At 67.1% G+C, this 21,707-nt stretch carries 13 protein-coding genes; all 13 read left to right on the forward strand.

All coding sequences use genetic code 11. The annotated features are described in order from the left end of the window. The first annotated feature begins 23 nt into the window (after positions 1-23). Positions 24-557 carry a phosphatase PAP2 family protein gene (locus RJ03_RS00580; RefSeq protein ID WP_036497096.1) on the forward strand — a complete coding sequence of 178 codons (534 nt, stop codon included), beginning with the start codon at positions 24-26 and terminating at the stop codon, positions 555-557. A 1-nt stretch (position 558) separates the two neighbouring features. Next, a complete protein-coding gene (locus RJ03_RS00585) occupies positions 559-1,506 on the forward strand; it encodes a decaprenyl-phosphate phosphoribosyltransferase (protein ID WP_036497014.1) in 948 nt (315 codons plus the stop codon). Between the two features lie 4 nt (positions 1,507-1,510). Beyond that, the gene (locus RJ03_RS00590; RefSeq protein WP_051024087.1) at positions 1,511-3,469 is read left to right on the forward strand and encodes an arabinofuranosyltransferase AftB family protein; all 1,959 of its coding nucleotides are present in this window, start codon (positions 1,511-1,513) and stop codon (positions 3,467-3,469) included. Between the two features lie 282 nt (positions 3,470-3,751). Then, entirely contained in the window at positions 3,752-4,762 is a 1,011-nt protein-coding gene (locus tag RJ03_RS00595) for an alpha/beta hydrolase (RefSeq protein ID WP_036497017.1), read from the forward strand. 342 nt (positions 4,763-5,104) lie between these two features. Further along, the gene (locus tag RJ03_RS00600; protein ID WP_036497018.1) at positions 5,105-6,115 is read left to right on the forward strand and encodes an alpha/beta hydrolase; all 1,011 of its coding nucleotides are present in this window, start codon (positions 5,105-5,107) and stop codon (positions 6,113-6,115) included. Between the two features lie 491 nt (positions 6,116-6,606). Next, on the forward strand, positions 6,607-7,536 hold the full coding sequence (locus RJ03_RS00605) for an alpha/beta hydrolase (protein ID WP_036497019.1): 930 nt from the start codon (positions 6,607-6,609) through the stop codon (positions 7,534-7,536). 233 nt (positions 7,537-7,769) lie between these two features. Next, the gene (locus RJ03_RS00610; protein ID WP_036497021.1) at positions 7,770-9,578 is read left to right on the forward strand and encodes an alpha/beta hydrolase-fold protein; all 1,809 of its coding nucleotides are present in this window, start codon (positions 7,770-7,772) and stop codon (positions 9,576-9,578) included. A 143-nt stretch (positions 9,579-9,721) separates the two neighbouring features. After that, entirely contained in the window at positions 9,722-10,270 is a 549-nt protein-coding gene (locus RJ03_RS00615) for a DUF732 domain-containing protein (protein ID WP_051024088.1), read from the forward strand. Then, the gene (locus tag RJ03_RS00620) at positions 10,267-11,259 is read left to right on the forward strand and encodes a cutinase family protein (RefSeq protein WP_051024089.1); all 993 of its coding nucleotides are present in this window, start codon (positions 10,267-10,269) and stop codon (positions 11,257-11,259) included. Before RJ03_RS00615 ends, RJ03_RS00620 begins: the two co-directional genes overlap by 4 nt. Positions 11,260-11,397: 138 nt before the next feature. Next, a complete protein-coding gene (locus RJ03_RS00625) occupies positions 11,398-12,432 on the forward strand; it encodes an LLM class F420-dependent oxidoreductase (protein WP_036497022.1) in 1,035 nt (344 codons plus the stop codon). 242 nt (positions 12,433-12,674) lie between these two features. Next, positions 12,675-14,597, forward strand: a complete 1,923-nt coding sequence (gene fadD32, locus RJ03_RS00630) for a long-chain-fatty-acid--AMP ligase FadD32 (protein ID WP_036497023.1) — start codon at positions 12,675-12,677, stop codon at positions 14,595-14,597. A gap of 244 nt (positions 14,598-14,841) precedes the next feature. Then, positions 14,842-20,163 (forward strand): polyketide synthase Pks13, encoded by a 5,322-nt coding sequence (pks13, locus tag RJ03_RS00635; protein ID WP_083870505.1) that lies wholly within the window; start codon positions 14,842-14,844, stop codon positions 20,161-20,163. Next, positions 20,160-21,704 carry an acyl-CoA carboxylase subunit beta gene (locus RJ03_RS00640; protein ID WP_036497025.1) on the forward strand — a complete coding sequence of 515 codons (1,545 nt, stop codon included), beginning with the start codon at positions 20,160-20,162 and terminating at the stop codon, positions 21,702-21,704. The genes pks13 and RJ03_RS00640 overlap by 4 nt, the downstream gene beginning before the upstream one ends. Positions 21,705-21,707: the final 3 nt, after the last annotated feature.

The raw sequence follows: 21,707 nt of genomic DNA on the forward strand, positions 1-21,707 counted from the left end.
TGCAGGTGGTGGCGGACCCCGAGGTGTCCAAGCCCGCGGAGGTCAAGATCCTCAACGCGGTGCAGGGCGCCATCGGCACGCCGCCGGTGATCAAGGCCGCGCGCGGGATGTCGCATTTCGGTGAGCATGCGCTCGGCTGGATGGCCATCGGCGCCGCGGGTGCACTGGTCGACAAGTCCCGCCGGCGCCAGTGGGCCGGAGTCGCGGTCGGCGCCTTCGGGGCGCACGCCGCCTCGGTCGTCATCAAGCGCATCGTCCGGCGCCCGCGCCCGCACGACCCATCGGTGCAGGTCAACGTATCGACGCCGAGCAAACTGAGCTTCCCGTCCTCGCACGCCACCTCCACGACGGCGGCGGCCGTGTTGCTCGGGAAGTTGACCGGGCTACCCTTGCCTGCGGTGCTCGTGCCGCCGATGCTGCTCTCCCGGGTCGTTCTGGGAGTGCACTATCCCTCCGACGTGCTCGCCGGATCCGCTCTGGGTGCGGCATCCGCCGCAGCCGTGCTAGCCGCCGAAAAGAGATTCGCCAGTGACCGCACAGGAAAGAACCCTCGCTGATATGAGTGAAGAGCCGACCGGCACCGACCTCGACGAAGCCGTCCTGAAGGGTCCGCCGAAGACGCTGGCCGGCGGAATCGTCAAGGCCGTGCGGCCACGGCAGTGGGTGAAGAACGTCCTCGTGCTGGCGGCGCCGCTGGCCGCCGGTAAGGACGCGGCCTCCGGCGCGTACGTGCTGGCGGATGCGACCGTGGTCGCCCATATCGCGATCGCGTTCATCGTGTTCTGCATGGCGGCCTCGGGTATCTACCTGGTCAACGACGCGCTCGACGTCGAGGCCGACCGCGCCCACCCCACCAAGCGGTTCCGGCCCATCGCGGCCGGCATCGTGCCGGTGAACCTGGCGTACTCGCTCTCGGCGGTGCTGCTGGTCGGCTCGATCGCGGGCTCGTTCCTGGCGTCCTGGCATCTGGCCGTCGTGATGGCGGTCTACATCGGCATTCAGCTGGCGTACTGCTTCGGCCTGAAACATCAAGCGGTGCTCGACATCTGCATCGTGTCCTCGGGCTTCCTGCTGCGCGCGGTCGCCGGTGGCGCGGCCGCCGACATCCGGCTCTCGCAGTGGTTCCTGCTGATCATGGCCTTCGGCTCGCTGTTCATGGCGGCGGGTAAGCGCTACGCGGAGTTGAAGATCGCGCTCGACACCGGCGCCAAGATCCGCAAGTCGCTGCAGTACTACACACCCACCTACCTGCGCTTCATCTGGACCCTGTCGGCCACCGCGGTGGTGGTCTTCTACGGGCTGTGGGCCTTCGAAACCGATCACAAGCACACCCAGTGGTTCGCGATCTCGATGATTCCGTTTACCATCGCAGTCCTGCGCTACGCGGTCGACGTCGATGGCGGCGAGGCCGGGGAACCCGAAGAGATCGCGCTGGGGGATCGCATATTGCAGCTCCTGGCCATCGCCTGGATCGGAGCGGTAGGTGTCGCTGTCTATCTCACCTGACGAGATGCTGGTAGCGGGAGACGAACACGGGGAGGGGGCAGACGCGGAGTCGTCCGATCGCGCACTACAGCGCGACGGCGATGCCGCGCGCCGCTTTTCGGTGCTCTCCCGCACGGTATTCGTCGGTGGGGTGCTCGTCACCGTCGCGTTGTTCGGTATCGGCGCCTGGCAACGGCGCTGGATCGCCGACGACGGCCTGATCGTCCTGCGCACCGTGCGCAATCTGCTGGCCGGAAACGGCCCGGTCTTCAATGCCGGCGAGCGGGTGGAGACCAACACCAGCGCGGCCTGGACCTATGTGATCTGGTTCTTCAGCTGGATCAGCGACGCCCGGCTCGAATACGTCGGTCTGGCTGTCGCGCTGACCCTTTCGCTGCTGGCCGTCGTCTTCGCCATGGTGGGTTCGGCGCGGTTGTGGCGCCCGTTCACCGCCACCGCGCCGACGCTGCTGCTGCCCGCCGGTGCGCTGGTCTACATCGCCGTGCCGCCGGCTCGCGACTACGCCACCTCGGGCCTGGAGAACTGCCTGGTCATCTTCTGGCTCGGCGTGCTGTGGTGGTTGCTGCTGCGCTGGAGTCAGGACGAGAAGCCCGGCCTGGCACAACTTCTCGTGGCCGGCTTCTGGGCCGGTCTGTGCTGGGTGGTCCGGCCGGAGATGACCGTCATCGGCGGTCTGGCCCTGCTCATGCTGTTCTTCGCGCCGGTGCCGCGTACCCGGTTGCGCCCGCTGCTGATTCGCGCGCTGCTGGTGGCGGTCGCCGGCGCGGTGCCGGTCGGTTATCAGATCTGGCGCATGGGCTATTACGGCCTGCCCTATCCGAACACCGCGGTGGCCAAGGAGGCCGGCGGTGCGAAATGGGGTCAGGGCCTGAAATATCTGTGGGATCTGATCGGCCCCTACTACCTGTGGATTCCGCTGCTGATCCTCGTCGTGGTGGCCGCGGTGCTGCTGCGCGGCAGGCGCCACCGGACGACGGGCGCCACCGTTGCCGCCGATGCCGGGCGATGGGTCCGGCTGGGGCGGTGGCTGCGCTCCCCGGCCGCGGTGGTGACCCTGATGGTCGGCGGCGGCCTGCTGCTCGTGCTGTTCAACATGCGGGTCGGCGGCGACTTCATGCACGGCCGCATGCTGCTGCCGCAGCTGTTCTGCCTGCTGTTGCCGGTGTCGGTGCTGCCGGTCCGGTTGCCGGTCGGCGAACGTTCCGCCTGGCTGCGGTGGTCGTTCGCCCTGTCGCTGATCGCCTGGGTGGGGACGGTCGGCTGGGCGCTGTTCGCGGCCAACACGACCGCGGACACCTCGGGCGGGCAGATCAGCGCCTCGGGCATCGTGGACGAGCGGATCTACTACGTCCTCAACAGTGGGCACGACCATCCGGTACTGGCCGAGGACTATCTGGACTACCCGCGCATGCGGGCGATGCTGCAGGACATCGCCGCCACGCCGGACGGCGGACTGTTGATCAACTCGCCGTCGTTCATGATGTGGTACGTCGCGCCGCCGCCGCTGCCGATTCCGCCCGGCGGGTACGGGCACACCGTCTACTTCCTCAACCTGGGCATGACCAGCATGAACGTCCCGTTGAGCGTGCGCGTCATCGACCAGGAGGGCCTGGCCTATCCGCTGGCCGCCCACACCGACCGGCTGGCCGACGGACGTATCGGGCACGACAAGAACCTGTATCCCGACTGGGTGGTCGTCGATACCGGTATGGTCGACCAGCATCCGTGGATGCCGTGGTTCCTCGACGAGAAGTGGGTACGCCAGGCGCGGACCGCGCTGTCGTGCCCGGCCACCCAGGACCTGCTGGCCTCCTACCGAGCGCCGCTGACCTGGGATCGGTTCAAGCACAACGTCATCCAGTCGCTGCATTTCGCGAAGTACCGCATCGACCGGGTGCCCAAATACGAGATCCAGCGTTGCCACTTGGTGGACCCGACGACACCGCCTCCGGTGCCGAACTAGACCGCCGACGGCAACGAAGAAGTCGTGTATTAGTCTCGGTTTGATAACGCCGACGTATCGATTTCACGATACGCTCGGTGACGGACGTCCGTCGGGGGCGCATCTCCGCATGCGCACGGGTGATCATTCGCAGAGAAGAACAGCGGTCGGACGGGCCGCGCTACGGGAAAGGCCGGACAGGGTATGCGAGGCGTGACTGTGCGATGGGTGCAGCAGAGACGTCGGAGACGGTCGCAGCAGCCGTCGGCGCCTCATCGAACCGGATGGCTCAAGCGGTCCGCGGTGGGCGTTGCCTTGGCGACGTTGCTGCCGTTCGGGGTGTCGGTGGCAGAGGCCGGACATGCGGCCGCGGCGTTCAATCCGACGGGTATCGACTTCTGGGTCGATTCGTCGATGGGCCCGATCAAGTCGCGCATCTTCCGTGCGGCCGACGGCAACACCGGACGGGTGGTGTACGCCCTCGACGGTATGCGCGCCCAAGGCGACATCAGCGGCTGGGAGAAGGAAACCAACATCATCCCGGCGTTGGTCAACGCCAACATCAACGTGGTGATGCCGGTCGGCGGTCCGTCGAGCTTCTACGCCGACTGGAACGCGCCGAGCAACTTCTTCGGCATCGATACCGGCTCGGTCGGCTCGTCCGGCTCGGCCTCGACCGGCTCCGCGATGACCGGTTCCTCGAACTACAACGAGACGCTGGGCAAGGTCAACACCTACAAGTGGGAAAGCTTCCTCACCCAGGATCTGCCCAACGCCCTGGGCGCGCGGATGGGCTTCAGCTCGCACCGCAACGGCGTCTTCGGCCTGTCGATGGGTGGTAGCGCCGCCCTGACACTGGCCGCGTACCACCCGGACCAGTTCAGCTACGCCGGCTCGTTCTCGGGCTACCTGAACATCTCGGCGCCGGGTATGCGTGAGGCCATGCGCGTGGCGATGCTGAGCGCCGGTGGGTACAACATCGACGCGATGGCACCGCCGTGGGGCCCGCAGTGGTTGCGGATGGATCCGTTCGTGTTCGCACCGCGGTTGAAGGCCAACAACACTCGACTGTGGGTCGCGGCCGGCAGCGGCATTCCGTCGGCGCAGGACGCGGTCGCCCCGCTCGACATCATCCAGGGATCGCCGCTGGAGGCCTTGGCGCTGGCCAACACCCGCGCCTTCCAGGTTCGCATGATGACCCTGGGCGCCGGCAACGTCACCTACGACTTCCCGAATGTGGGTGTGCACAACTGGCACAACTGGGAGGACGAGGTCTACCGGATGCTCCCGGATATGTCGGCCAATATCGGCTGATCTCAGCACGACTCGCAGCCCCGCAGCGGACTTCCGCTGCGGGGCTGCGTCGTATCCGACCTGTGCCGCAGATCACCTTTCGGACTATTTCCGTGTTGAATCATTTGGTCGCGCTACCGGATCACCGATACTCGATTGGTATCGAAGAACCCTCAGTACAGCGGCGAGTGCCTTCGCCGGAACGCTTGTGTCTGTGTTGTCCGGAATGAGCGGTGGCTCGTGCGGTGTGGGATCGGGTGCGACCGCCGCTTCAGGTGAAAGGTCGTGTCGATGCGATTTGCGCACAGGAAGCCGTCACTCGGAGGTAGGTCCGGTTCGTGGCTCAGGCGCTCGGCGTTGGGCATGGCATTGGCCCTGTTGCTGCCGCTGGGAGTTTCGGTTCTCGGCAACGGCGCGAGCGCGTCGGCGGCATTCGACCCGTCGGGGTTCGACTTCTGGGTGGATTCGCCGGTCATGGGTGCGGTCAAGTCCCGGGTTTTCCGGGCGAAGGACGGCAACACCGATCGTGTGGTCTACGCGCTCGACGGTTTGCGGGCGCCGCAGACGCTCAATGGCTGGGAGATCGAGACGAATGTCGCCCAGGTCCTGACCGATTGGAATATCAACGTCGTGATGCCGGTCGGCGGCCAATCCAGTTTCTACGCGGACTGGAATGCGCCCAGCTCGTTCTTCGGCGTCCCGCCGGGCAATTTCGGTTCGGTCAACACCGGATCCGGTGCGACCGAGACATTCCTGGGCGGGCCGGGGAAGGACTATCGCTACGACTGGGAGACGTTCCTGACCGTTCAGTTGCGCAGTGCCCTGCGGGATCGGCTCGGCTTCCGGGGTAGTCGCAACGGCGCCTTCGGATTGTCGATGGGCGGTAGCGCCGCGTTGACGCTGGCGGCGTATCACCCGGACCAGTTCAGCTTCGCCGGATCGTTCTCGGGTTATCTGAACAATTCCGCCCCCGGTATGCGCGAGGCGATTCGGATGGCGATGATCGACGCCGGTGGTTACAACGTCGATTCGATGGCTCCGCCGTGGGGCCCGCAGTGGCTGCGGATGGACCCCTTCGTCTTCGCTCCCCGCTTGATCGCCGACAACACTCGGCTCTGGATTGCCGCCGGCAGCGGTGTGCCGTCTCAGGAGGACTTGGGCCTGCCCCTACCGGCGGCGGCCGACCACATCATGCGCGGTGCGCCGCTGGAGGTGCTGGCCTTGGCGAATACCCGTGCCTTCCAGGTACGGATGATGACGCTGGGCGCGACCAACGTGGTGTATTCGTTCCCGAATGTCGGTGTGCACGACTGGTTCAACTGGCAGGCCGAGGTATACCGGATGATTCCGGACCTTTCGGCGAATATCGGCTGAACATCCTCCACCCACGGGCCCCGGCCGAAACCGCCGGGGCCCGTGGCATGTTGGGCGTTTCCTGGTGAAATTCACCGGCGCACTAGTTGATTCGTCATTTCACACTGTCATTTCCGTGCGGACGCGATAGGGTCACTGCACGATTACGAATGGCGCACGGGCGGATTTCAGCCACCCGGCGGGGTCCGTGTTGCTAACGATTGGGCGGTCGAATATCGTCCAGCGAGCGCAAGTGTGACCGTTCGTAGCCGCGGCGTCGCTCATGTCGAAAGGTCGGGTTCGACGTGAGCGCAGATCATGCCGTCGCTGACGGAAGTGGTCGTGGCGCGGCGACAACAGCAGACAGCAGCAGAAAGAGAGCAGTATCCATGCGTTTCGGCAGGTCGGCCGCGCCGGTTTCGCATTCGGCGCTCGCGCCGGAGTCAGCCCCCAGAGGGCGGCGAGGCGCTCAGCGTGGTTGGCGCACACGTCTTCTCGCTGCGGGTGCCGCGATGGCACTCCCGATCGCGGCGGGCATCATGGCTCCGGCCGCCATCGCCGCTCCCGTTCACGCACCCGTGCATCAGACACCCGCGGGCGGCTACGACGAACTGATGGTTCCGTCGAGCATGGGCCCCATCAAGGTGCAGGTGCAGTGGGCGCGCAACGGCGGTAACGCCGCCCTGCTGCTGCTGGACGGCCTGCGTGCTCGCGACGACCGCAACGCGTGGTCGTTCGAGACCAACGCGCAGCAGATGTTCGGCAACGACAACGTCACCCTGGTGATGCCGGTGGGTGGCCAGTCCAGCTGGTACGCCGACTGGCAGGGCCCGAGCAACACCAACGGCCAGAAGTTCACCTACAAGTGGGAAACCTTCCTCACCAAGGAACTTCCGGACTTCCTCAGCAATTACGGCGTGGAGCGGACCAACTACGCGGTCGCCGGTCTGTCGATGAGTGGTCCGGCGGCGTTGCGCCTGGCGGCATTCCACCGCGACCAGTTCAAGTACGCGGCCTCCTTCTCGGGCCCGCTGAACTGGAACGCCCCGGGTATGCGCGAGGCGATTCGCGTGATGATGCTCGATGCCGGCCGCTTCAACGTCGATTCGATGGCCGCGCCGTGGAGCCCGCAGTGGCTGCGTTCGGACCCGATGGTGTTCGCGCCGCAGCTGCGTGGTCTGCCGATGTACATCTCGGCCGCCAGTGGTCTGCCGGGTCAGTACGACCACCCGAACGGCCTCGTCGGTGCGTTCAATACCGGTAACGCCATGGGCATCGAGTTGATCTCGATGGTCAGCACCCACTCGTTCAAGGCGCGACTGGACTCGCTGGGCATCCCGGCCGCCTACGATTTCCCGCCCACCGGCACCCACGCCTGGCTCTACTGGCAGGACGAGCTGGCCAAGGCTCGTACGGGCATCCTGGCCGCACTGAACGCCTGATCAAGGGCCGCAACAGCAACTGAACTCGGCGCCGCGCAGATCCGATCTGCGCGGCGCCGATGTGTTGCGGGCGGTCCCAGGTTGCCTTGTGCGCTGCCATTTCTCAGGTTTGCTGTCCGCGCGTCCTACCGCCTCGAGCGGCCTCGGCGCGGTACAACACTCCTGTGGCAGGTGTGGTTTCCGGTAGCCGGGGGACGCTGCGTCGCGGCCGTTGGGGCAGGCGACGGCTCGCGATGCTGGCCGCCGCCGTCGTCGTGCCGATCGCCTCCGGGATCGCCGTCGCACCGCTCCCGGCATTCGCCGAACCCGCCGCGGTGCCGGCCCCGGCCGGGGCGACCGTCGAGAAGGTCGTCTGGCTGACCGAGCGTCGCGTCGCGTTGTGGGTGAACTCGCCGTCCATGGGTGCGCCGGTCCAGGTGCAACTGCTGCTGGCCCGGGACTGGAATTCCCGTCCGGACGCGCGATTCCCGCTGCTGTTCATGCTCGACGGCCTGCGTGCCGAGGACGACGAGAGCGGCTGGACCAAGGATGCCGGCGCCGTCGACTTCTACGCGGACAAGAACGTCACCGTGGTGCTGCCGATCGGCGGTCAGTCGAGCTTCTATTCCGACTGGGTGCAGCAGGACAACGGCAAGAACTACAAGTGGGAAACCTTCCTGACCAAGGAACTGCCGCCCCTGCTGGAGAACCAGTGGCGCGCCACCGATGCGCATGGGGTGGAGGGGCTTTCGATGGGCGGTACGGCCGCGATGTTCCTGGCCGGGCGCAACCCCGGCTGGGTGAAGTACGCGGCCTCCTATTCGGGTTTCCTGACCACCACGAGTGTCGGTATGCCCCAGGCGATCATGTTCGCGATGCGCGACGCCGGCGGATTCGACGCCAACGCCATGTGGGGGCCGCCGACGAATGCCGAGTGGTCCGAGCACGATCCGTATCAGCTGGCGCCCAAGCTCAAGGGCGTCAGTATGTACGTCTCCGCCGGCAGCGGCACCACGGGCGCCTACGACAAGCCTTCCGACATCCCTGGCATCAGCACCAATTACGCGGGGATGGGCCTGGAGATGCTGTCCCGGTTGACCAGTCAGAACTTCGTCGACAAGTTGAACAAGCTGTCAATTCCGGTACAGGCCAATTACCGCCCCTCCGGCACACATTCGTGGCCGTACTGGGATTTCGAAATGCGGCAGTCGTGGCCACAGGCCGCGGCCGCGCTCGGCGTGGAGGCCGACAAACCGGCGTGCGCGGTGAACGGCGCGGTCGCCGCGGCCGTGCAGATCGACAAGTGGCTGGGTGATTGCGTCACCGGCGAATACCAGGTGACCAACGGCAGCGCGCAGGACTTCAAGGGCGGCCGGATGTTCTGGTCGCAGGCCACCGGCGCCCACGCCGTGGCGGGAGCGATCGGCGGGACCTATCAGGCGACGGCCGGCCCGGGTGGCCCACTGGGCCTGCCCACCTCCGCCGAACAGCCGCTGCCGGACGGTCAGGGCCGCTTCCAGACCTTCCAGGGCGGTTCGGTCTATTGGACGCCGCAGACCGGCGCCCAGGTGATCCGCGGGGCGATTCTGGCCGAATGGGAGCGGCAGGGCTTCGAACGCGGCCCCGCCGGCTATCCGACCGGGCCGGAGGTTAGGACGCCGAACAAGGACGGCGTGGTGCAGGGCTTCCAGGGCGGGCCGATGTACTTCAGCGACAAGACCGGGGCGCACCGGGTGCAGGGCATGATTCTCGGCAAGTACGCGCAGATGGGCTTCGAGAACAGCTGGCTCGGTTTCCCGGCGGCCGAGGAGCAGCCGACCAAGGATCTGGGCCGCTACAGCAAATTCGAGGGCGGCAACATCTACTGGAGTCCGCTCTCCGGGGCGTGGGCCGTGCGCAACGGCCCGATGATGGACGCGTGGGGCCAGCAGGGCTTCGAGAACGGCAAGCTCGGCTATCCGATCAGTGACGAGTTCCCGGTGCCCGGCGGCGTCCAGCAGAATTTCCAGACCGGATTCGTCGTCGTGCGCGACGGCAAACCCCCCGAGGTGCACGGGGCCTAGGGCGATAAATCACCTTTAAGTGGTTGATGAGGGTTCCGGCCATGGGATCCCTGTCCGCGCCGGTTGCCGTTAACCTGGAGCGCGACCTGCTAGGCCTTGGAACAAGCTCTAGCCTTTAGCGAACTAGATCGAGGACACGATTCATGCTTCGGACCCGCCCGGTCGGAGAACGGTACATCGCTGGTGGCAAGGTCGCCGGCATCGTGGTCGCGCTGGCGGCCACCGGATTACTGGCCGCCTGCGGCGGTAACGATTCCACGGCGTCGAGCACGCCCACCTTGAAGCCGTCCCATACGACCGCCACGGTCGCGCCCGCGCAGAGTGCGCCGAGCAGCGCGCAGGCGGCGCCCGAGCCCACTCAGGAACAGGCCCCGGTCACCAGCACCGCGAACGAGCGTCCGGAGCCGGCGCAGCCGAACTCGGGCGACACCACGCAGTTGTCGGCGAAGGATCAGGCCTATCTGGACGAGTTGAAGAAGCGCGGGGTGAATCCGTCCAGCCCGGACATCGCGATCACCGCGGCCAACTACGTCTGCCAGAGCAAGGCGAGCGGCGCCTCCGATCAGGAGGTCAAGACGTTCGTGAACGCGATGGCGGGCACCGACCCGTCCTTCGATCCGCAGAAGATGTCGGTTGAACAGGCGGGCCAGATCTACATCGACGTCGCGACCCAGTCCTACTGCAACAAGTGAACGCGCGACGTCGTTCCGGATATGCCGGGGGCGGTCGCGGCCGCAACCGGCGGCCGGGTTGTCTGCTGTTCGTGCTGATCGCGGTCCTGGTGGCGATCGTGGCGCTGGTGCTGTGGTTCGTGCTCGCGGGCCGGTTGCACGTCCCGAAGCCGGGACCGCCCAAACCGGGTGCACCCAGCAGCCAGCCGGCGTCCTGCCCGGATGTGCAGTTACTGGCGATTCCCGGCACCTGGGAGTCGAACAGCAACGACGATCCGCACGATCCGTCGGCCAATCCGGCGTCGTTGATGCTGCATGTGACCAACCCCGTGCGGCAGCAGTTCCCGGAGTCCCGGCTCGACGTCTACACCGTTCCCTACGTCGCGCAATTCTCGAATCCGATCGCGATTCCGCCGGACGGCCAGTCGTCCTACAACAACAGCCGGTCCGAGGGCACCCAGCGTGCGCTGGCGGAGCTGACCGATATGTCGAAGAACTGCCCGCTCACCAACTATGTGATCGCCGGATTCTCCCAGGGCGCAGTGATCGCCGGTGATATCGCGGCTCAGATCGGCGCCGGGCAGGGTCCGGTCGCCGCCGACCGGGTGCTCGGCGTCACGCTGATCGCCGACGGCCGTCGCGTGAACGGTCCCGGGCAGCCCGGTGAGATCGGGGTTTCCCCGCCCGGCGTGGGCGCGGAGGTCGCGTTGAAGGGCCTGTCGGTTCCGGGCATCACGATGACCGGTCCGCGCGGCGGGTTCGGTGCGCTGGCCGGGCGCACGAACACCATCTGCGCTCCCGGGGATCTGATCTGCGACGCCCCGCCGCAGGCGCTGAATCCGCTGAATATCGTGCCCAGCCTGATGACCCTGGTGCATGCCGTCGGCAATCCGGTGCACAGTCTCTACAACACCTTCCAGGTGGACGATCAGGGCACCACCGCCACCCAGTGGGCGACCGCCTGGGCCGAGGGTCTGATCAAGGACGCCCCCCACCCGCCGCACAGCTGACGACCAGCGGTGACCGGGGTCGCCGGAGGTCCCGGAAAAAAAGTAAACCCGAGGGTCACTCAGATTTTGGTGAAGGCTGTAAAGTGCAGCGATGATCGCGCCACAGCGCACATCCGCACAGCCAGGAGCAGAGAGTTCATGACAGAAGCCGCCGCCGCCGGCGCGACCAGCGGTGTCGAGATGACAGCGCTGGGTGTTCCGGCGCGCGCGTTCCGATTCGCTGCTGCAGGTGAGGGAAATCAGCAGGAGGGCGGTGCGCGGAAATTCGTCAAGCTCGCCCAGCAGGCCGAGGAATACGGATACGACTCCTTCGCGATTCCGGACCACCTCGGACCCCAAGTCGGGCCGATCGCCGCACTCGGCGCGCTCGCCGTGGCCACCGACCGTATCCGGATCGGAACCTCGGTGCTGGCCAACGGTTTCCGGCATCCGGTGGTGCTGGCCAAGGATGCCGCGACGATCGACGTGCTCTCGCGCGGACGGCTCGAACTCGGTGTCGGCGCGGGCTGGATCAAGAGCGAATTCGACGCCGCCGGTCTGCCCTACGAATCGCCGGGCGTGCGGTTGGAGAAGCTGGACGAGGCGCTGACCATTCTGGATGTGCTCCTGCGCGGGCAGGAATGCCATTTCGAGGGCAAGCACTATCAGGTGCGTGGCATCAAAGGCACGCCGCGGCCGCGGCAGGGTCCCCGCCCGCCGCTGGTGACCGGTGGTGGCGGCCCCAAGATGTTGCGGCTGGCCGCCAAGCACGCCGACATCATCTCGGTGGTGCCGCGCACGACCAAGACCGGTAAGGGCCTGCTGTCGGGAATCACCCTCGAGAAGACCATCGAGAAGGTGAATCTCATCAAGGAGGCCGCCGGGGACCGGTTCCCCGAGATCGAACTCAACTGGACCGTCACCGCCGTCGTGATCACCGACGATCGCGAGCGCACGGCCGAGATGGCGTTGGCCGCCCTCGACAAGGGTTTGCACCCGGATCTCGAGGTCGACGTCCAGCTGTCGGTGGAAGACATCCTGAATTCGCCCTATGTGGCCATCGGCACATTCGAGGAGATCGCCGAGCAGATCCGTAACGTGCGGCGATTGACATCGATGTCCTATGTCGGAGTGTTTCCGACCCAGATGGATGCTTTCGCACCGGTGATCCCCTTGCTGCGAGAGGAGCCGTAGCGAGCCGCCACCGTGCAAGCCGGGGAATCGTTCGGCTCGCTCCGGAGACCGCTTCGGGGCCTGCTCTGTAACATGTCCCTGGCTCGAGTACATCTAGCCGATAGGTGGTCACCGCGCAGACCACCGGAAAAAGCTGCAGGCAAGCTCTCGCACCACAGAGCGGCCGCGGGTGAAAGAGAGTCGGGGCCTCACAGGTAACAGCGGCCATGTCGCCGTGCTGCGTGTGCCTCGGAGGAGAAGGAATGACGGACGAGACTTTCGACGATTACCTGGACGAAACCGGGAACATCAGAATTCCCGAGGGCCGCACCCTGGTCGATTACGTCGAGAAGCACACCCGCAACGATGCGAACGATCTTGCGTATCGCTATATCGACTACTCCCGCGAGCGCGACGGGGAGTACCAGGACCTGACCTGGAAGGAATTCGGCGTCCGGCTGCGCGCGGTGGCCGCTCGCCTGCAACAGGTGACCAAGCCGGGCGACCGGGTGGCGATTCTGGCGCCGCAGGGCCTGGACTATGTGATCTCCTTCTTCGCCGCCATCTACGCCGGCACCATCGCCGTGCCGCTGTTCGATCCGGACGAGCCGGGCCACACCGACCGGCTGCACGCCGTACTGGGCGACTGCAAGCCGTCGGCGATTCTGACGGCCAGCTCCTCGGCCGCCGGCGTGCGCCAGTTCTTCCGGCCGCTGCCGGCCGCGCAGCGTCCGCGCATCATCGCCGTCGACGCGGTGCCCGACACCCTCGGCGAGTCCTGGGTGCGGCCGGATCTGGCCGTCGACGACATCGCCTACCTGCAGTACACCTCGGGTTCGACCCGGACCCCGGCCGGTGTGGAGATCACCCACCGCGCGGTCGGCACCAACCTGCTGCAGATGGTCAACGCCATCAACCTGGACTGGAATTCGCGCGGTGTCACCTGGCTGCCGCTGTACCACGACATGGGCCTGCTGTGCGTGATCCTGCCGGCCATCGGCGGCAAGTACATCACCATCATGTCGCCGAGCGCCTTCGTCCGGCGTCCGGGCCGCTGGATCTCCGAGCTCGCCGCGGTGTCCGACGGCGCCGGCACCTTCGCCGCCGCGCCGAACTTCGCCTTCGAGCACGCCGCGGCGCGCGGTCTGCCGAAGAACGGCGAAACGCTGGATCTGTCGAACGTGATCGGCCTGATCAACGGCAGTGAGCCGGTGACCACCTCGTCGATGAAGAAGTTCAACGAGGCCTTCGCCCCCTACGGGCTGCCGAAGACCGCGATCAAGCCCTGCTACGGCATGGCCGAGGCGACGCTGTTCGTCTCCGCGACGCGGGCCGAGGACGAGGCCAAGGTCATCTACGTCGACCGCAACGAGCTCAACGCCGGACGTGTGGTGAAGGTCGACCAGGGCGCGCCGAACGCCATCGCGCAGGTGAGCTGTGGCTATATCGCGCTGTCGCAGTGGGCCGCGATCGTCGACCCGGAATCGATCGACGACCCCGAGGGCGCGCAGGAGCTGCCCGAGGGCCGCGTCGGCGAAATCTGGTTGCACGGCAACAACATCGGCATCGGCTACTGGGGTCGCGAGGAGGAAACTCGCAAGACCTTCAAGAACCTGCTGACCAACCGCCAAGCCGAGGGCTCGCACGCCGCGGGCACCCCCGACGACGCGATCTGGCTGCGCACCGGTGATTACGGCGTCTACGTCGATGGCGAGTTGTACATCACCGGCCGCGTCAAGGACCTGGTGATCGTCGACGGCCGCAATCACTACCCGCAGGACCTCGAGTTCTCCGCGCAGGAGGCCAGCAAGATGCTGCGCCCGGGCTTCATCGCGGCGTTCTCGGTGCCGGCCAATCAGCTGCCGGCCGAGGTCTTCGCCGCCGACAGCCACGCCGGTCTGAAGTACGACGCCGACGATGCCTCCGAGCAGTTGGTGATCGTGGCCGAGCGGGGGCCGGGCGCGCACAAGGCCGATCCGCAGCCGATCGCCGACGCGGTGCGCGGTGCGCTGTCGCAGCGGCACGGCGTGACCGTGCGCGATGTGCTGCTGGTGCCCGCGGGTTCGATTCCGCGGACCTCGAGCGGCAAGCTGGCGCGCCGGGCGTGCCGGGCCGCGTATCTGGAGGGCACTCTGCGCGGTGGCTATCAGCAGCAGGCCTTCCCCGACGCACCGGACGAAGAGTAAGTCGTGCTCCCGGTGATTTCCCACCGTGCCGAGATCGGGGTTTCTCGTCGCCCCGGCCGGTCCGTTGGTCGCTGTGACGTGCCCGTTCGACGGGCCGACCGGCAGCCGGCGGCGGTGCGGAACTCGCCGGGGGACGTGCGCTGCGTGGCGAGTTGTCCACAACCCGCCACTTATCCACATGACGGCGAATCGGCTGTCAATCCCCGCCCGCGCAACATTCGCACACAGGTAGCTTGAGGAATTGATGGCTGACAACGAGGGCACCCAGACGACGGCAACCACCGGCGACGCGAACGCCGAGGTGGAGCAGACAACTGCGACCGAACAGAGTGTGACCGAGCCGGGCGGTGCGGCGAAATCCGGCGGCACCGATATGTCGGTGGCCGAGCTGCGCGAGTGGCTGCAGCGCTGGGTCGCCGACGCCACCGGCCAGCCGGTGGAGCAGATCACGGTCGACCGGCCGATGGAGGAATTCGGCCTGGCCTCGCGTGACGCCATCGCCCTGGGCGGTGATATCGAAGAGCTCACCGGCGTACTGCTGAACGCGACGATCGTGTATCAGCATCCGACGATCGCGGCGCTCGCCGAGCGGATCATCAACGGTGAGCCGGAGACGCCGGAGGAGGCGGCGGACGATGCCTTCTACACCGCCGGATATCAGCCGGGGGCGGCGCACGATATCGCCATCGTCGGTCTCTCCACGCGCCTGCCCGGCGCCGGCGATACGCCGGAGACGACCTGGGACTTCCTGATCAACCGGGGTGACGGCATCCGGGACCTGCCCGAGGGCCGGTGGTCGGAATTCCTGGCCGATCCGGATATCGCGGCGGCCGTCGAGAAGGGCAATACCCTCGGCGGCTACCTCGACCAGGACGTGATCAAGGGCTTCGACGCGGAATTCTTCGCGATGTCGCCCGTCGAGGTCGAGCGCGTCGATCCGCAGCAGCGGCTCATGATGGAGCTGACCTGGGAAGCGTTGGAGCACGCGCGAATTCCGGCGAATACCCTCAAGGGCGAATCCGTCGGCGTGTTCATCGGTACCTCGACCAACGATTTCTCGTTGCTCGCCGCGTTGGGACTGGGCAAGTCGGACGCCGACGCGCCGGCCTCGGCCGACGCCTACGCCCTCACCGGCGGCTCCACCGCGATCGTCGCCAACCGGGTGTCGTACTTCTACGACTTCCGCGGTCCCTCGGTGGCCGTGGACACCGCATGCTCGTCGACCCTGGTGGCGGTGCACGACGCGGTGCGCGCACTGCGCAACGGCGACGCCGACGTGGCGCTGGCCGGTGGTGTGAACATGCTGCTGGCCCCCGCGATCACCCTCGGTTTCGATTCCATCGGCGCGGTCGCGAAAGACGGCCACATCAAAGCGTTCTCGTCCGATGCGGACGGCATGGTCCGCAGTGAGGGCGCCGGCATGGTGGTGCTCAAGCGCCTGGCCGACGCCGAGCGCGACGGGGACCGCATTCTCGCGGTCGTGAAGGGCACTGCCGTCAATTCCGATGGTCGTTCCAACGGTATCGTCGCGCCCAACCCGGACGCCCAGGTCGACGTGCTGCGCCGCGCCTACCGGGATGCGGGTATCGCGCCCTCGACCGTCGACTACATCGAGGCCCACGGCACCGGTACCCCGATCGGCGATCCGATCGAGGCCGACGCGCTCGGCCGGGTGATCGGCCGTGGGCGCGAAGACGACAAGCCGGCGCTGCTGGGTTCGGCGAAGACCAACTTCGGACATCTCGAATCCGGTGCCGGCGCCGCCGCCCTCGCCAAGGTGATTCTGGCGTTGCAGCACAACGTCATTCCGCCGAATATCGGCTACGCGGGGCCGAGTCCCTTCATCCCGTTCGATCAGGCGCACCTGAAGGTCGTCGACGAGCCCACCGAATTTCCGCGCTACAGCGGTACCGCCACCATCGGCGTCTCCGGATTCGGATTCGGTGGCACCAACGCGCACGTGGTCATCCAGGAATACGCCCCGGCCGCTGCCGCCGCGCCGAAAGATGATGCCGCGCAGGGCGCTTCGGCCGACGCCGAGACGCTCGACGCCGAACTCGACAACGAGGCGACCGATGTGCTCGCCGGTGCCGAGGCGATCGTCGAGGGCAGCGATCCGCTGGCCGCACCCGACCCCGTCGCCGAGGTGGCCGAGTGGACGCAGGAACGCACCGAGCCGCTGCCGGTGATCCTGCCGGTGTCGGCCTATCTGCCGTCGCGTCGCCGCCGGGCCGCGAGCGACCTCGCCGACTGGCTGGAATCCGAAGCGGGACAGGCGACTCCGCTCGAGGATGTGGCGCGGTCGCTGGCCAAGCGCAACCACGGCCGTTCGCGCGGCGTGGTGCTGGCGAAGACCCACGAGGAGGCCGTGGCCGGATTGCGGGCCATCGCCGCCGGTAAGCCGGGGCCGGGCGTGTTCACCGCCGACTCCCCGGCCGCCCAGGGACCGATGTGGGTGCTGGCCGGATTCGGCTCGCACCACCGGAAGATGGGTAAGCAGCTCTACCTGGAGAATTCGATCTTCGCCCGGACCGTGGACGAGGTCGACGAGCTGGTTGTCGACGAGGCCGGATATTCGGTCAAGGAGATGATCCTCGACGACGCCCAGGACTGGGATGTGGGCACCTCGCAGGTCGGCGTATTCACGATCCAGCTCGGTCTCGCCGCGCTGCTGCGCGCGCACGGCGCCGAACCGCATGGCGTGGTGGGGCATTCGCAGGGTGAGGCGGCCGGTGCGTACATCTCCGGCGGTCTGCCGCTCGAGGACGCGGTGCGCGTGATCTGCGCGCGGTCGCGGCTGATGGGCGAGGGCGAACAGATGATCACCGACGACCAGGTGCGCAATATGGCCCTGGTCGAATACAGCGCCGAAGATATCGAGAAGGTGCTGCCGGAGTACCCGGATCTCGAGGTCGCGGTGTACGCCGCGCCGACCAACACCGTGATCGGCGGCCCGCCGGATCAGGTGCACGCGATCGTGGCGCGCGCCGAATCCGAGGGCAAATTCGCGCGGGTGCTGCAGACCCGCGGCGCCGGGCACACCTCGCAGATGGATCCGCTGCTGGGTGAGCTGGCCGCGGAGCTGGCCGGCATCGAGCCGACCAAGGTGACCACGGATCTCTATTCGACCGTGCACAAGGCGACCGTGTACAAGGCCGGTTCGGACCCGGTGCACGATGTCGACTACTGGGTGACCAATATGCGCGGCTCGGTGTATTTCACCAACGCGATCCGTCGCGCGGTCGACGCGGGCATCACCACCTACCTGGAACTGGCGCCGAATTCCGTCGCGCTCATGCAGGTGATGGGTACGACCTTCGCCGCCGGTGTGCACAACGCGGCTCTGATCCCCACGCTCAAGCGCAAGGAGGACGAGGCCGCGGGGGTCATCTCCGCCCTGGCCCAGCTGTACGTGCAGGGCCACCCCGTCGATCTGGTGTCGCTGCTGCCCGCCGGTGACTACGCCGACGTTCCGCGAACGGCCTTCCTGCGCAAGGAATACTGGCCCAAGGTCAGCATCGCGACGGGTTCGGGCAGCGGCCGCGCGCCCGGTGCGCACGTGGCGCTGCCCGACGGCCGCCACGCCTGGGAGGTGTCGGCCGCGGCCGTCACCGATCTGGCCGGTCTGGTGAACGCGGCTGCGGCGCAGGTGTTGTCGGAGGTGGCGCTGGGTGCGACCGTCGCGCACTCCCCGCTGCCGGCGTCGGGCACCCTGACCACGACGCTCACCCCGCATCCGGGGGGAGCCTCGGTCCAGGTGCACGTCCGCGAGGGCACTGCGTTCCGGCTGCTGTTCGATGCGGTGGTGACCGCGAGCGCGCCGTCCACCAACGGAACCCCGGCAGCCGCCATCCAGCCCGCTCCCGCTCCGGCCGAAACCGACAGCGGCACAGCAGATCTCGTCGTCGCCGAGAGTTTCGGCGACCGCTGGGATCCCAACGGTACGCAGACCGTCGAGGAACGACTGGCGACCATCGCGGCGGAATCCATGGGTTATGCCGTGGAGGATCTGCCGATGGAGATCCCGCTGATGGAGCTGGGGCTCGACTCGCTGATGGCGATGCGGATCAAGAACCGCGTCGAATACGAATTCGACATCCCCTCGCTGCAGGTCTCCGCGGTGCGCGATGCCAGCCTCAACGAGGTGGGCAAGGTGCTCCGCTACGCCATCGAACACCGCGACGAGGTCGCCGCGATGGCGGAAAAGCAAGCCGCCGATGGTGGTTCGCTCACCGTGGACGACAATTTCGTCGCCGCCGCGCGAGCCGCGATGGAGGCCGGGGAGGATCCGGCCGCGGCGGTGCAGCAGCAGGTGGCGGCCGCCGAGCCGAAACCGGCCGAGCCGGCCGCGGCTGCTCCCGCCGGAACCGCCGGTGCGGTGGCGGACGTGGCCGATGCGGATCGGAAGGCAAGCGCCGCGGCGGCCGTGTTCGGCGGCGGCCAGGGCACGGGCACCAAGGAACCGGAAGCCGATGTGCCCCCGCGTGATGCGGCCGAGCGGTTGACCTTCGCCGCGTGGGCGATGGTGACCGGCAAGTCGGCCGGTGGCATCTTCAACACCCTGCCGATCCTCGACGAGGACACCGCGGAGAAGCTGGCCGCGCGCCTGTCGGACCGGGTCGGCAGCACCGTCGACGTCGACGACGTGCTCGACTGCGAGACGATCGAACAGCTGTCGGATATCGTTCGCCGGCATCAGGATTCGGCCACCGAGGTCGAGGGCTTCATCCGCCCGCTGCGGCCGCGGCCCGAAGGCTCGACCGCGATCCCGATCTTCGTCTTCCACCCCTCGGGCGGTAACACGCTGGTGTACGAGCCGTTGCTCAAGCGGCTGCCGGAGGGCACGCCGATGTACGGCTTCGAGCGGATCGAGGGATCGATTCCCGAGCGGGCCCGCGAATACGCCACCGAAATCCGCAAGATCTTCCCCTCCGGCCCGTACGTTCTCTACGGCTGGTCGCTGGGTGCGGTGTTCGCACTGCAGGTCGCCCAGATCATGCGTGCCGAGGGCGACGACGTCCGGCTCGTCGGTCTGATCGACCTGGCGCTGCCGGTCGAGGACGAGGACCCGTCGCCGGAAGGCCGTCGCGCGCGGATCGAGCGATTCCAGGCGTTCGCGCAGAAGACCTACGGCATCGAGGGAGAGCTCGACGACGAGATGTTGCAGGAACTCGCGGACGCCTCCGACGAGCAGCAACTCGAAATCATCATGGGCCTGCTGAAATTCGCCGACGTGAAGATCCCTGGCGGCGTGATGGAACATCAGCGCACGTCCTGGCTCGACAGTCGCGATCTGCAGAAGGCGCAGCCGTCGCACTACGAGGGCGATGTGACGCTCTATCTCGCCGACCGCTATCACGACGGCATCATCGAGCTCGAGCCTCGTTTCGCCGATCGGCAACCGAACGGCGGATGGGATGGTTACATCCCCAACCTGGAAGTCATCCACATCCCGGGTGACCACCTCCAGATCATCGATGAACCGCGCGTCGCGCAGATCGGTGCCGACCTCACCCGGAAACTGGCCGCGATCTCCGACGATGCACCCGGGAAGGGAGAGCAGTGAGTACGACCGCCGAGAGGCTTGCCGACCTGCGGAAGAAGCTGGAACTCGCGCAGGAGCCGGCCGGCGAAGCGGGGGTGGCCAAGCGGGCCAAGAAGGGTATCCCCTCGCCGCGTGAGCGGATCAACATGCTGCTGGACCCGGGGACCTTCGTGGAAATCGGTGCGCTGGTACGCAATCCGGCGGACAAGAACTCCCTCTACAGCGACGGCGTGGTCACCGGCCACGGGTTGGTGGAGGGCCGCCCGGTGGCGGTGTTCTCCCACGATCAGACCGTGTACGGCGGCACGGTCGGCGAGATGTTCGGCCAGAAGGTCGCCTCGCTCATGCGCTTCGCCGCCAAGATGGGCTGCCCGCTGGTCGGCATCAACGACTCCGGTGGCGCGCGTGTGCAGGAGGCGGTGACCTCGCTGCGCTGGTACGGCGAGATGGCGATCGCCATGGAAGCCCTCTCGGGTGCGGTGCCGATGGTGTCGCTGATCCTCGGCAACTGTGCCGCGGGTGCGGTGTATCAGCCGATCTGCACCGATGTCGTCATCGCGACCGAATCCGCGCACATGTTCGTCACCGGCCCGCAGATCACGCGCGAGGCCACCGGTGAGGACGTGACCGCCGACGAACTGGGCGGCGCCTACCGGCAGGCCGACTGGGGCAATATCCACCACGTCGCCAAGGACGAGAAGGCGGCGTTCGAGTGGGCGCGCGAATATCTGAGCTTCCTGCCGTCGAGCTGCCAGGAGGAACCGCCGATCGTCAATCCGGGCCTCGAGCCCGAGATCACCGAAACCGATCTGGAACTGAACAGCTTCGTTCCGGACTCCGACAACGCCAGCTACGACATGCACGAGGTGTTGCTGCGGATCTTCGACGACGGCGGATTCCACGAGGTCGGGTCGGATATGGCCCGCAACATCATCACCGGATTCGCCCGGGTGGACGGCCGGTCGGTCGGCGTCGTCGCCAACCAGCCGATGTATCTGGCGGGTGCGCTCGACGCCAAAGCGTCGGACAAGGCCTCGCATTTCGTCCGAATGTGCGACGCGTTCGAGATTCCGCTGGTGCTGGTCGTGGATACGCCCGGCTTCATGCCCGGTTTGGAGCAGGAGAAGGCCGGCGTCATCAAGCGTGGTGGTCGCTTCCTGTTCTCCTTCGTGGAGGCGTCGGTGCCCAAGGTCACCGTCGTCGTGCGCAAGGCCTACGGCGGCGGTTGGGCGGTCATGGGGTCCAAGGCCCTGGGCGCGGATGTGTACTTCGCCTGGCCGACGGCCCGGATCGCCGTGATGGGTGCGGAGCAGGCGGTCGGCCTGGTCGGCCGTCGCCAGCTCGAGGCGGCGCCGGAGGATCAGCGCGAGGCCATCCGCAAACAGATGATCGACTTCTACAACGCGACCGCCGCCACCCCGTGGCCCGCGGCCGAGCGCGGCTACATCGATGCGGTCATCGAGCCCTCGGCGACCCGCCTGGAGATCCGCAAGGCCCTGACGCTGCTGCGCGACAAGCGCCTGCAGCGCAATCCGCGCAAACATCACCTGCTGCCGCTGTAGACC

Origin of the sequence: Nocardia aobensis NBRC 100429 (genome assembly GCF_000308375.1) — a bacterium.
In the GTDB taxonomy this organism is placed as follows: domain Bacteria; phylum Actinomycetota; class Actinomycetes; order Mycobacteriales; family Mycobacteriaceae; genus Nocardia; species Nocardia aobensis.